This is a genomic window from Pseudomonas sp. PDM03 (assembly GCF_014852385.1).
GTDB lineage: Bacteria > Pseudomonadota > Gammaproteobacteria > Pseudomonadales > Pseudomonadaceae > Aquipseudomonas > Aquipseudomonas migulae.
In genome coordinates this window covers 225747-239262 of sequence record NZ_JACVBM010000007.1, presented here as the reverse complement: position 1 = coordinate 239262, position 13516 = coordinate 225747, and the positions used below count along the sequence as shown (strand labels likewise).

The window sequence follows — 13516 nt, the reverse complement described above, 5'->3', positions numbered from 1 at the left end:
GCTTGCTGGCGATGGCGTCATCACGGCCACCACCGCTTCGCCAGCAAGCCGGCTCCTACAGGTTCGGTGTTGTGCAGAAAATTAACGGCATGATCCTTCAGTGGAAATCCCGGCTGCGTACGTTGATGCCATCCAGTAGCGGACTCAGGTCGCTCAAGCGTCCGGCAATCAAATGCCGCACCTCGCCTTCCTTCTCCCAGCGCCCGTCGACCTTGAGCAATTGCGAGCCGACCAACACCTGCCGTTGCCGGTCGGCCAGGTCGCGCCAGACCACCACGTTGACGTTGCCGAACTCGTCTTCGAGGGTGACGAAAGTCACGCCACTGGCGGTGCCCGGACGCTGCCGACCGGTCACCAGCCCGGCGACGCTGACCGGGCGGCCATGCTCGACGTCCAGCAACTCCCGCGAACTGCGGCAGCGCCGGGCTTTCAGCTCACCCCGCAACAGGGCCAGTGGATGCGGGCCGAGGGTGGTGCCGAGACTGTTGTAATCCGCCAGCAGGTCTTCGCCCACCGTGGGTTTGGGCAATGCCACCGCGTCCTCTTCCTGGCTCGGCAAACCGGCGAACAAACCCAATTGCTTCTGCACCCCCGCCACTTCCCAGCGTGCTCGATGACGATCACCGGCCAGCCCACGCAACGCGCCGGCATCGGCCAGTTGCTCCTGCGCACGGGCATCGAGCCGCGCCCGTTCGCCGAGGTCGGCGATGTCGATAAACGCCCCCTTGGACCTCGCGGCTTCGATACGCCGCGCATCGTCTTCGCGAAAGCCCTTGATCATCCGCAGTCCCATGCGAATCGCCGGCTGCGCACCGATGACGGGTTCGAGGCTGCAATCCCAGTCACTGGCGCGCACGTCCACCGGGCGGATCTGCAAATGATGCCGGCGCGCATCCTGCAGAATCTGGTCCGGGCTGTAGAACCCCATGGGCCAGCTGTTGATCAGCGCACAGGCGAAGGCCGCCGGTTCGTGGCATTTCAACCAGCAACTGGCATAGGTCAGCAAGGCAAAACTGGCGGCGTGGGACTCGGGGAATCCGTAGCTGCCGAAGCCTTTGATCTGCTCGAAAATCTGCGCGGCGAATTCGGGTGTGTAGCCGTTTTTCTTCATGCCGGCGGCCAGGCGATCCTTGTGTGGTTCCAGTCCGCCATGGCGTTTCCAGGCGGCCATGGAGCGGCGCAATTGATCGGCTTCACCGGGGCTGTAGTCGGCAGCAACAATGGCGATCTGCATCACCTGCTCCTGGAACAGCGGTACGCCGAGCGTACGCTTGAGTACCGCTTCCAGCTCTGGAGACGGGTAAGTCTCGGGCTCCTGTTTGTTTCGCCGTCGCAGGTACGGATGCACCATGCCCCCCTGGATCGGCCCCGGCCTGACGATCGCCACTTCGATCACCAGGTCATAAAAATTCCGGGGTTTAAGCCTCGGCAGCATCGACATCTGCGCCCGGGATTCGATCTGGAACACGCCGATGGTGTCCGCATGACCAATCATGTCGTAGGTTTGCGGGTCTTCGGACGGGATCGTCGCCAGGCTTAAATCAAGGTTGCGGTGCCGTCGCAGCAGATCAAAGCAGCGGCGGATGGCGCTGAGCATGCCCAGCGCAAGAATATCGACCTTGAGCAAACCGACCGCGTCCAGATCGTCCTTGTCCCACTGGATGATGGTGCGTTCGGCCATGGCGGCGTTTTCCACCGGCACCAGACTGTCCAGCGGTTGCTCGGAAATGACGAAACCGCCCGGGTGCTGGGACAGGTGCCGGGGGAAACCGATCAGTTGCCCGGTCAGGCTCAGCACCCGGCGCAACACCGGACTCTCGGGATCGAAACCGCCTTCACGCAGGCGCTCCACCGGTGGTGTTTCATCACTCCAGTGGCCGCAGCAATCGGCCAGGGCATTGATCTGGTCCGGCGGCAAACCCAACGCCTTGGCCACATCGCGTACCGCGCCGGCCGCGTGGTAGGTGCTGACCACCGCCGTCAACGCCGCACGGGTCCGGCCATAACGCTGGAACACGTACTGCAAGACTTCTTCGCGTCGCTCGTGCTCGAAATCGACGTCGATGTCCGGCGGCTCGTTGCGCTCTTTGGAGAGAAAGCGCTCGAACAACAGCGTGGTGCGATCCGGATCGATTTCCGTGATTCCCAAGGCATAACACACCGCCGAGTTGGCGGCTGAACCACGGCCCTGACAGAGGATTTTTTGCTCACGAGCAAACCGGACGATGTCGTGAACCGTCAGGAAGTAACTTTCGTAGCCCAGTTCGGCAATCAGCTCCAGTTCCTTGTCGATCTGTTTGAGCACCTTGGTTTGCGGGCCTATCGGCCAGCGCCATGCGATCCCCTCTTCGGTCAAATGACGCAACCAGGACGAGGCCGTCCGGCCTTCGGGCACCAGCTCGCGGGGATACTGATATCGCAACTGGCCGAGGTCGAAGGTGCAACGCCGGGCGATGGTCAAGGTTTCATCGAGCAATGCTTGCGGGTAGATCGATTGCAACACGTCGAGGCTGCGCAGATGCCGCTCGCCGTTGGGGTGCAGGCGCAACCCGGCCTCGGACACCGGCAGGTGATGACGGATTGCGGTCATGGTGTCCTGCAAGGCGCGCCGCCCCCGCGTGTGCATGTGCACATCGCCGCTGGCCACTGCCGGGATTCGCAGCTCCCTTGCCAACGTCATCAGCGCACTCAATCGCCCGGTATCGTCCTGGCCGCGATGTAACTGGACCGCCAGCCACAGGCGTTCGGCGAAGGTTTGCTTCAGCCAGTGACCGGTTTGAAAATCATCCGGCGCATCCGGCACCCATAACGCCAACAGCCCCGGCAAAGGCTCGCTGAAATCCTCCCGCAACACCTGATACCGGCCTTTCTGCGAGCGACGCCGCGCCCGGGTAATCAGCCGACACAGGTTCTGGTAGCCCTCAAGGCTCTCCACCAGCAGCACCAGTTTCGGACCGTTCTCGATGCGCACTTCGCTGCCGATGATCAGTGGCAGCTCCACGGATCTGGCCGCTTGCCAGGCGCGGACAATGCCCGCCAGCGTGCATTCGTCGGAGATCGCCAGCGCCTGATAGCCCAGTTTTTTCGCCCGCTGAAAAAGCTCGAGGGCGCTGGAGGCGCCACGCTGGAAACTGAAGTTCGACAGGCAGTGCAGCTCGGCATAATCAATGCTCATGCGAACCACCCCTGCAACCACAACGGGCCGTCCTCACCAACCGCACGATAGGCCCAGCCCTGTTGGCCGGAACGGGTTTCGATCAGGTAGTAGTCGCGGCGCACGTCGGCGCCGTCCCACCAACCGGACTCGATGCGCTCCGGGCCCATGAGGATGCGCGTCGAACCTTCGTGTACCGCTTGCGGCTCCGTCAGCAACCAGCCCGGACGCTGCACGCCAGGCATCACCGCGCAGCGCTGGCTCTCGGCACTGGCCTGCCACGCGCACTCCGGCCGGTGATCGGCCTGGAACCGCAAGCCCTGCACCGCGTCATCCCCCAACCGTGCGCGCAAGCGTTCGCGCAGTTGCTCCCAGGGCAAGGACTGCTGCGGGCGATCATCGAACAGTTCCTGATACTGCGGAACGAAGGCCGGCAAGTCTTCGGCGCGCAAACGAAAACCGCGCACCGGCGCCTCGACCTGAACTTGTTCCAGCCGCCCTCGGGCCAGTTCGAAGAGCATCGCCGGATCGCGCTCGGCGCTGAGCAGGCCGACCTTGATCACGCTGTCCGGCAAGCCGGCATGTTCCAGGTGCAGGTCAAAACGCTGCACACCGCTGTCGCGACCGCACAGGAACGCCGACAGATCGCCGGTCAGCCGGCGTAACGGAAACAGCAGCGCCTGATGGGATTGCACGTCGAAATTGAGCTCGATGCGCACATCGAAGCGGTCCGGCGGCAGGTAGAACGCCAGCGCCAGCCGTCGTTCGCCAGACAGTGCGTCCAGGTGCTTGAGCACCTGGGCCTCGAAACGCCGCGCCAGACTCTGTCGCGGTAACGCCTGCACCTGGCTCAAGGTGCGCAACCCCATGCGCGACAACGCCGTGGCCACCGCTGGCTCCAGAGCGATCCGGTCGACAGGCAATTGCCCCAGATGATGCTGCAAGGCTTGAGCGTCCGGCACCACCAGACCGTCATACGCATTGGCCAATACCCGCGCCGCCACCGGATTGGGCGCAGCAACAATCCGATGACGAAAGCCCAGTTCGCCGAGTTCGGTGCGCAAGCGCGCTTCGAATTGCGGCCAATCGCCAAACAGTCCCAGGCTGGACTCGATTTCAAACACCACCGCACGCGGGTAATGCACGCTGACCTGGGAGCTGAAGCGGTAGGCCCAGGCCGCGAGAAACTGCTGCCAGTGCTCGATCTCGGCCGCGTCGTATTCCGCCGTGACAAAGTCTTTGCTCAAGGCCTGCGCGGCAGTCATCGACATGCCGGGGCGCAAGCCCAGCGCCCGCGCCGAAGCGTTGACCGCCTGCAACACCCGACGCTGCGCCGGACCGGTCAGCAGCGCCAGCGGCTCATCGGGGTCGGGGCGCTGACGCAGTACCGCGTCCAGCGCCAATTGCGGGAAGAGAATGCACACCCAGCGCATGGCAACCTCAATGCCCCACAGGGAAGGCAATCGGCGCCGAACGGGCCAACCCGCCCCGGCACTTGAGCACGCGCAATTGCGCAGGCCTGGCATCGATGGCGATGCGCAGCGCGGCCGGTGACGGGTTGATCGCTTCATGGATCGAGCGGTAGGCGAATGCCAGGGTCGAGCCGGTTTCCGCCGCCACCTGCAAGCGCCGCAAGGCGCGGTCATCCGCCTTGTGCGGCCAGCACAGCACTGCGCCGCAACTGCCCGAACGCAGGCATTGTTCCGCCGCCCACAGCGCATCGCGTTCGCTGGCCTGGATGATCGACAACTGGCGCAGATCAACTCCGGCGTTCTGCCAGGCTTGCGGATACGGCACGTACGGCGGCGCCACCAGCACGATGCGCTCACCCGCCGCCGACAACCGCGCCAGCGCCGGCCACACCAGTTGCAACTCGCCGACACCCTGCCCGGCCAGGAGGATTTCGGTCAGCGCCGCTTCCGGCCAGCCACCGGTGGGCAACGCCGCATCCAGCGCCGCATGCCCGGTGGGTTGCGGGCTGACCGTCGGTGGCGCAGGCCGGCCCTTCCAGACCTGGCCGCCATTGAACAGCGTGTCGAGCGCAACGACGGCGCCCATCACCCTTGCCTCACCAGACCGCAGAACACCCCTTCGATGGCCAGGTCCTGATCGGCCTCGACGATGATCGGCTTATAGGCCGGGTTGCGCGGCAACAGGCGCACAGCATCGCCGACCCGCTCGAAACGCTTGATGGTGACTTCGCCGTCAAGCCGCGCCACGACGATCTGGCCATTGAGCGCTTCGGGATTGCGATGCACGCCCACCAGGTCGCCATCGAGGATGCCGTCCTCGATCATCGAATCACCCTGGACCCGCAGCATGTAATCCGGCACTCGGGAGAAAATCGACGGGTCGAGCAGCAAGCGGCTGTGCACCTCGGCATCGGCACCGATCGGCGCCCCCGCCGCCACCCGGCCGAGGACCGGAATGTCCAGCAGCTCGGGGCGCGCCGGTTGCCCGAGCAAACGAATGCCTCGGGCCTGATGCGGATTGACCTCGATAAAACCGGCGTCGGTCAACGCCAGCACATGCTTGCGCGCCACGCTGCGGGAGGCAAAACCAAAGGCCTCGCTGATTTCAGCGAGGCTCGGGGACTGACCGTGCTCCGCGATTCGATCACGGATAAACGTCAGGATGGCAGTACGGCGGGGAGTTAAAGTCGTCATGGAGTACATTTGTACTCTTTTGGCTTTTTTATGGCAAGGACCGCCAGTCAGCTCCCCTTTATCACGGGCCCCGGCATACCGCACATCCAGAGTCAGGCCCTACAACGTCCGCTGCCCATTGCCGATATCCTTGGCTTTCTCGATCCCCCACTCCATCGCGGCTTCCATGTCGAGAAAATGCAACGCCGGGTGATCATTCTCCTCAATGGCCGAGCCATCGGGTCGGTATACCCCGATGAACATTCCCAATGAACCGTCTCGCAGGATCTCGGCCTTGACCTTGATGCTGCAATCGTTCGACAGCGTTTCCGTATGAACTATGTGGCGCTCAGTCATCATCGCGTTCCTCCGGGTGATTGAATCCAGTAAAGGCGATCTGCAGTCCCTGTTTCAAGTTCGACCCATCCGCCAAAAGGCGTGATTTATGGGGCACAAGACAGCGGCGTAATGCCACCTATACTACAAGCCACCGCCCCCTCGGGGTCTGCAATCCAAACAATAAAAAGCAGAGGTGGAACATGGTCTGGCAGCAAATCTACGATCCGTTCGGCAACCCGGTCATTTCAACCATCATGGCAGCTGTGCCGGTGGTGGTGATGCTCGCAGCCCTGGCCTTTTTCCACATCAAGGCCCATCTGGCGGCCTTGCTCGCCCTCGCCTCAGCGCTGGTCATCGCGATTTTCGCCTTCGGCATGCCGGCGAACATGGCAGGTTCGGCCGCCCTTTACGGTGCCGCCAACGGCTTGCTGCCGATCGGCTGGATTGTGCTGAACATCATCTTCCTGCACCGGCTGACTACCGAAAACGGCTCATTCAAAGTGCTGCAGGACTCACTGGCGCGCATTACCGACGATCGCCGCCTGCAACTGCTGCTGATTGCCTTCTGCTTCGGCGCCTTCTTCGAAGGGGCTGCCGGTTTCGGCACACCCGTGGCGGTGACCGGCGCGATTCTGATTGGCCTGGGCTTCTCGCCGCTGGCGGCGTCGGGCCTGGCGTTGATCGCCAACACCGCCCCCGTGGCGTTCGGCGCCCTCGGTACGCCGATCATTACCTTGGCCAAAGTGACCGGCCTGGACGAAATGGAACTGTCGATGATGGTCGGTCGGCAACTGCCGTTTTTCTCGGTGATCGTACCGTTCTGGTTGATCTGGGCCTTTGCCGGGTGGCGCAAGATGCTGGAAATCTGGCCGGCCATCCTGGTCGCCGGGGTCAGTTTCGCCGTGCCGCAGTTCCTGGTTTCCAACTATCACGGGCCGATGCTGGTGGACGTGATCGCCGCGCTGATTTCCATGGCCTGCCTCACCGGTTTTCTCAAGGTGTGGAAACCCGCGACCGTGCACACCTCCGCCGCGCTGTCCGGGCGCGTCGACAACTCCAAAATAGCCGAAGAGCATGACGAGAAACCCATCGCCAGCGCGACCTTCGCCAGCGATGCCAAACCTGCGGTCATGCGCGCGTGGATGCCGTGGATCATCCTCACGGTGTTCGTGTTCGCCTGGGGTACCCAAGGCTTCAAAAACCTGTTCGATACCCGCCCGGCGATTGATCCCGTGACCCACTCGGCCAAGCTCGATCCGCAAGGCAAACCGCTGCGCGAAGCGAACCCGATCTTTGCGCCGGTCGTCACCTTTGGCACGATCCACCAGCAAATCGAAAAGGTCCCGCCGGTGGTGCCTGCGCCTAAAACCGAGGACGCGGTCTACAAGTTCACCTGGCTGACCAGCACCGGCAGCGGCATCTTGCTGGCGGCGATCCTTGGCGGTCTGTTGATGGGTTACTCCATCCCGCAGTTGGTCAAACACTATCTGCGCACGATCTGGGTCGTGCGTTACTCGCTGATTACCATCGTCGCGATGCTCGCGCTCGGCTTCCTCACCCGCTATTCGGGGCTGGACGCGACCATGGGCCTGGCGTTCGCTGCGACGGGCATCTTTTATCCGATGTTCGGCACCCTGCTTGGCTGGCTCGGTGTGGCACTGACTGGGTCGGACACGGCGTCCAACGTGTTGTTCGGCGGGCTGCAGCGGGTGACGGCCGAGCAATTGGGGCTTAGTCCGGTGTTGATGGCTGCTGCCAACAGTTCCGGTGGGGTCATGGGCAAGATGGTCGATGCGCAGTCGATCGTGGTGGCTTCCACTGCTACGCGTTGGTATGGGCATGAGGGGGAAATTCTGCGTTATGTGTTCTTCCATTCCATCATTCTGGCGATTCTGGTGGGGGGGTTGGTGACGTTGCAGGCTTATGTGGCGCCGTTTAGTCATATGGTGGTGGGTGGGCATTGAGCGGAGCTGCCTGGTGAGTGGACGGGATGGTGGGCATATCCGTTTCTGCGGTGATGGCGGCTGGCGGTTTCGCTCTTACAGCGAGTCACTTTCGAAAAGCCTGCGCGGCCCGGCGGAAAGTAACCAAAGCGCTTTTGCCCCTTTCGTTCGGTGGCTCGCTAATGCTCGCCATGCCCTCGCTCCGGTCCTGCTCCGTGGGGGCGACTACCGCCACAGCCGCCGAGGCGGCCTGAAAGCCGACCTGGCTCTTCGGTCGTGTGCACACTTCAGCACTGTGGTGGCCGCACTAATTTTGATGTTTGCACATTCCCCTGTAGGAGCTGGCTTGCTGGCGATGGCGTCCCTTCAGCTAATACATACGTTGACTGACTCACCGCTATCGCCAGCAAGCCGGCTCCTACACGAGGATTGGGTTCACACGATTCAAAATTGTAGGAGCTGGCTTGCCAGCGATGGACGTCAACGATAACGAGGGCTGTCTGAATGAACGCGTTGCCCCGACGCTTTTCGCCGGCAAGCCGGCTCCTACAGGGAATCCCATACGCTTTTGATTTCCACCACTCATCAGGCCGAGCGTTAGCTCGCCTTCAGCTTTTGATCTGAGCGCCCCCTCGAGAGGCCGAGTGGAGGTTCTGCGCAGTGGGCAATCCGGCATGGATGCCGGGTTAGCCGCCCCCGGCCATGGATGGCCGATGGCGGCGGGCCCACGGAGCAGGACCGGAACGAGGGCATGCCGAGCATTAGCGAGGCACCGAACGAAAGGGGCAAAAGCGCTTGGTTACTTGGCGCTTCTCCAAGTGACTCGCCGTAAGGGCGAAACCCATATCAGCCATCACCCAAATAATGGATACACACACAAAGCCTAAATAAACAGACCGCTGCCCGGACACACACGAACGGAGTATCGTAAAACGACCATGAACATTCTCTACGATGAACGCGTTGACGGAGCGCTGCCCGACGTCAACAAGTCAGCACTGTTGCAAGCCCTGCAAACCCGTTTGCCAGGCCTGGAAGTGCTGCATCAGCAAGAAGAACTCAAGCCATACGAATGCGACGGACTCTCGGCCTATCGCACCACACCCCTGCTGGTGGTCTTGCCACGCCATCTCGACGAAGTACAAGGCGTGCTCCGGCTCTGCCATGAAATGCACGTGCCGGTGGTCGCCCGTGGTGCCGGCACCGGTTTGTCCGGCGGCGCGTTACCTCTGGAAAAAGGCGTGCTGCTGGTCATGGCGCGCTTCAACAACATCCTGCACATCGACCCGGCCGCCCGCACGGCACGGGTCCAGCCCGGCGTACGCAACCTCGCTATTTCCCAGGCAGCAGCCCCCTTCGGCCTGTACTACGCGCCAGACCCTTCCTCACAGATCGCCTGTTCCATCGGCGGCAATGTCGCCGAAAACGCTGGCGGCGTGCATTGCCTGAAGTACGGCCTGACCGTGCACAACCTGCTCAAGGTCGACATCCTGACCGTGGACGGCGAACACCTGACATTGGGCTCCGATGCCCTCGACTCACCCGGCTTCGACCTGCTGGCGCTGTTCACCGGTTCCGAAGGCATGCTCGGGGTGATCACCGAGGTCACCGTCAAACTGTTGCCCAAACCGCAGTCCGCCAAGGTGCTGCTGGCGGCGTTCGATTCCGTCGAAAAAGCAGGGCGAGCGGTAGGTGACATCATTGCCGCGGGCATCATTCCGGGCGGTCTGGAAATGATGGATAACCTGGCGATTCGCGCCGCTGAAGACTTCATCCACGCTGGCTACCCGGTGGACGCCGAAGCCATCCTGCTGTGCGAACTCGATGGCGTCGAAGCCGATGTCCACGATGACTGCGACCGCGTGCGCCAGGTGCTGGAACAGGCCGGCGCCACCGAAGTGCGCCAGGCCAGGGATGAAGCCGAGCGCGTGCGTTTCTGGGCCGGACGCAAGAATGCTTTTCCGGCGGTGGGTCGGCTCTCGCCGGATTATTACTGCATGGACGGAACGATCCCGCGCCGCGAGTTGCCCGGCGTGCTGCGCGCCATTGCCGCGTTGTCCGCCGAGTATGGCTTGCGCGTCGCCAACGTTTTCCACGCCGGTGACGGCAACATGCACCCGTTGATTCTGTTCGACGCCAATCAACCGGGTGAGCTCGACCGCGCCGAAGCACTGGGCGGCAAGATCCTCGAATTGTGCGTGAAAGTCGGCGGCAGCATCACCGGCGAACACGGTGTGGGCCGCGAGAAGATCAATCAGATGTGTGCGCAGTTCAACGCCGATGAGCTGACGCTGTTCCATGCCGTCAAAGCCGCGTTCGATCCCGGCGGTTTGCTCAACCCCGGCAAAAACATTCCGACACTGCACCGCTGCGCCGAATTTGGCGCCATGCACGTGCACCTGGGTCAGTTGCCCTTCCCTGATCTGGAGCGATTCTGATGCGCAGCGAACTCGATATCGATGACAGCGGCGTGCTGCTGGAGCAGGTCAATCAAGCGTTGGAAAACGCCACCCCGCTGCGCATTCAGGGCTCCAACAGCAAGGCGTTTCTGGGACGCATCGTTGCGGGCGAAGTACTCGACACGCGCAGCCACCGAGGCATCGTCAGCTACGACCCGACCGAGCTGGTGATCACCGCCCGCTGCGGCACGCCCTTGTCTGAACTGGCGCAAGTCCTGGATGACGCGCAGCAGATGCTGCCCTGCGAGCCGCCGTCCTTTGGCGACGATGCCACCGTCGGCGGGATGATCGCCAGTGGCCTGTCGGGACCGCGTCGTCCCTGGTCAGGCTCGGTGCGCGATTTCGTCCTCGGCACACGGGTCATCACCGGGCACGGCAAGCATTTGCGCTTTGGCGGCGAAGTGATGAAAAACGTCGCCGGTTACGACCTGTCGCGCCTGATGGCCGGCAGTTTCGGCTCCCTTGGGGTGATCACCGAAGTCTCGCTCAAGGTCCTGCCCAAACCGCGGCAAACCCTGAGCATCAGCCTGGAGATGGACGCCGATCGTGCCTTGCTGCGTCTCGCGGAATGGGGCCAGCAGCCGTTGCCGATCAGTGCCGCGTGCCACGACGGGCAACGCCTGCACTTGCGGCTTGAGGGCGGCGAAGGCTCGGTGGCGGCGGCTCATGACCGTTTGGGCGGTGAGCGGCTGGACGCCTCGTATTGGGCGGATCTCAACGAGCACCGACTGAGTTTCTTCGACGAGGGCCAGCCACTGTGGCGCCTGTCCGTGCCGCACAACACGCCGCGGTTGTCCCTGCCCGGCCGGCAACTGCTCGACTGGGGCGGCGCCCAGCGCTGGCTCAAGTCTGACGCCGAAGCGGAGTTCATTCGCCAGGTCGTGGATGAGGTCGGCGGCCATGTGACCTGCTACAGCCATGGCCTGATCGACAGCCCGTTCCAGCCGTTGCCTGCCGCGTTGATGCGCTACCACCGCAGCCTCAAACAACAACTCGACCCACGGGGCATTTTCAACCCGGCACGCTTGTACGCGGAGCTTTGAACCATGCAGACAACCCTGAGCGAAACCGCCCGGCAGCTGCCCCGCGCCGAAGAAGCCGAAAGCATTTTGCGCACCTGTGTGCACTGCGGCTTCTGCAATGCCACCTGCCCGACCTATCAATTGCTCGGCGATGAACTCGATGGGCCACGGGGCCGCATCTACCTGATCAAACAGGTGCTGGAAGGCAACGAGGTCACGCAAAAAACCCAACAGCATCTGGACCGCTGCCTGTCGTGCCGCAATTGTGAAACCACCTGTCCTTCCGGAGTCGATTATCACAACTTGCTCGACATCGGCCGGGCGGTGGTCGATGCGGCGGTGCCGCGCTCCATTGACCAACGTCTGTTGCGCGAGGGATTGCGCAGCGTCGTACCCAATCCGGGGCTGTTCAAAGCGCTGGTCAGCAGCGGTCAGGTTTTTCGGGCACTGCTGCCCAACACCTTGCAGGCAAAGTTGCCTCGCCATGTTTATCTCCCCCGGCCACGTCCCACCACCCGCCATGCCCGTCAGGTGCTGATGCTCGAAGGCTGCGTACAGCCGAGCCTGTCGCCCAACACCAATGCGGCAGCGGCGCGGGTGCTGGATCGACTGGGTATCAGTGTCACCCCGTCCAGCGAAGCCGGGTGTTGCGGCGCGGTGGATTATCACCTCGACGCTCAGGCCGCCGGCCTCGACCGCGCTCGCCGCAATATCGATGCGTGGTGGCCGAGTATCGAGAACGGTGCAGAAGCCATCGTGCAAACCGCCAGTGGCTGTGGCGCCTTCATCAAGGACTATGGCCATTTACTCGAACGCGATCCGGCCTACGCCGAGAAGGCAAAAAGAGTCAGCGCGCTGGCCAGGGACCTGGTGGAAGTGTTGCGCGACGAACCGCTGGAAACACTCGGCATCCACAGTGACCAGCGCCTGGCCTTCCATTGCCCCTGCACGTTGCAGCACGCGCAAAAGCTCGGCGGCGCGGTGGAAGCGCTCCTTGCCCGCCTCGGTTTCAACCTCACACCTGTGCCCGACAGCCATTTGTGCTGCGGGTCGGCGGGCACTTATTCGATCACCCAACCCGAACTGTCCCGGCAACTGCGCGACAACAAACTGAATGCGCTGGAAAGTGGCCATCCTGAAGTTATCGTTACCGCCAATATCGGCTGTCAGTCGCATCTCGACGGCGCGGGCCGAACCCCGGTCCGGCACTGGATCGAACTGCTCGACGCGGCGCTGCCCTCATCGATCACCGGAGATTCCCCATGAAAAGCAAAGCCGTCCTGAGCCAGACCGAAGTCAGCCGGATCCTAACGGCCGCACGCACCGAAGCACAAAATAACCAATGGGCCGTGACCATCGTGATCGTCGACGACGGCGGCCACCCCCTCGCCCTCGAACGCCTCGACGGCTGCGCGCCCATCAGCGCTTACATCGCCACCGAAAAGGCGCGCACCTCGGCGTTGGGCCGGCGCGAATCCAAAGGTTATGAAGAAATGGTCAACGGCGGGCGCTTCGCGTTTTTGTCGGCCCCCTTGCTGACATCCCTGGAAGGCGGCGTGCCGATCATCGTCGACGGTCAGGTGGTGGGTGCGGTTGGCGTGTCCGGCGTAAAAGCCGATCAGGATGCGCAAGTGGCGAGCGCCGGGGCGCAATGCCTGAACTGACCTGTGATTGACGGTTCACACAAAACCTGTAGGAGCCGGCTTGCTGGCGATAACGATCTCACGGACGCCATCGCTGGCAAGCCAGGCTCCCACAGATCCAATGGATGCTCGAGGATTTGGGGTTAACGCAAAACTTGTAGGAGCCGGCTTGCTGGCGATAGCGATCTCACAGACGCCATCGCCAGCAAGCCAGGGTCCCACAGATCCAATGGATGTTTGAGAATTTGGAGTTAACGCAAAACCTGTAGGAGCCGGCTTGCCGGCGATGGCGATCTCACGGACCGCTCATG

The 13516-nt window shown here is 62.7% G+C and carries 10 protein-coding genes; 5 read left to right on the top strand and 5 right to left on the bottom strand.

What is annotated here, in order from left to right:
* Nucleotides 1-97: 97 nt before the first annotated feature.
* From IB254_RS13500 to IB254_RS13480, 5 genes are all read right to left on the bottom strand, one after another.
* Entirely contained in the window at nt 98-3196 is a 3099-nt protein-coding gene (locus IB254_RS13500) for an error-prone DNA polymerase (RefSeq protein WP_192417654.1), read from the bottom strand.
* Complete coding sequence (locus tag IB254_RS13495) at nt 3172-4587, bottom strand: Y-family DNA polymerase (protein WP_008034478.1); 1416 nt, start codon at nt 4585-4587, stop codon at nt 3172-3174. The genes IB254_RS13500 and IB254_RS13495 overlap by 25 nt, the downstream gene beginning before the upstream one ends.
* Nucleotides 4588-4594: 7 nt before the next feature.
* A complete protein-coding gene (imuA, locus tag IB254_RS13490) occupies nt 4595-5212 on the bottom strand; it encodes a translesion DNA synthesis-associated protein ImuA (protein ID WP_008034486.1) in 618 nt (205 codons plus the stop codon).
* On the bottom strand, nt 5212-5829 hold the full coding sequence (gene lexA / locus IB254_RS13485; RefSeq protein WP_008042565.1) for a transcriptional repressor LexA: 618 nt from the start codon (nt 5827-5829) through the stop codon (nt 5212-5214). The genes imuA and lexA overlap by 1 nt, the downstream gene beginning before the upstream one ends.
* Before the next feature lie 90 nt (nt 5830-5919).
* On the bottom strand, nt 5920-6156 hold the full coding sequence (locus tag IB254_RS13480) for a hypothetical protein (RefSeq protein ID WP_192417652.1): 237 nt from the start codon (nt 6154-6156) through the stop codon (nt 5920-5922).
* 182 nt (nt 6157-6338) lie between these two features.
* Between IB254_RS13480 and IB254_RS13475 the strand changes: the two genes are divergently transcribed.
* From IB254_RS13475 to IB254_RS13455, 5 genes are all read left to right on the top strand, one after another.
* Complete coding sequence (locus tag IB254_RS13475; protein WP_192417651.1) at nt 6339-8102, top strand: L-lactate permease; 1764 nt, start codon at nt 6339-6341, stop codon at nt 8100-8102.
* 917 nt (nt 8103-9019) lie between these two features.
* Nucleotides 9020-10519, top strand: a complete 1500-nt coding sequence (glcD, locus tag IB254_RS13470; protein WP_192417649.1) for a glycolate oxidase subunit GlcD — start codon at nt 9020-9022, stop codon at nt 10517-10519.
* On the top strand, nt 10519-11583 hold the full coding sequence (glcE, locus tag IB254_RS13465) for a glycolate oxidase subunit GlcE (RefSeq protein WP_192417647.1): 1065 nt from the start codon (nt 10519-10521) through the stop codon (nt 11581-11583). The genes glcD and glcE overlap by 1 nt, the downstream gene beginning before the upstream one ends.
* A 3-nt stretch (nt 11584-11586) precedes the next feature.
* Nucleotides 11587-12828, top strand: a complete 1242-nt coding sequence (gene glcF, locus IB254_RS13460; protein WP_192417645.1) for a glycolate oxidase subunit GlcF — start codon at nt 11587-11589, stop codon at nt 12826-12828.
* Nucleotides 12825-13226, top strand: coding sequence for a heme-binding protein (locus IB254_RS13455; RefSeq protein WP_192417643.1), 402 nt, complete (start codon nt 12825-12827; stop codon nt 13224-13226). Before glcF ends, IB254_RS13455 begins: the two co-directional genes overlap by 4 nt.
* Nucleotides 13227-13516 lie beyond the last annotated feature (290 nt).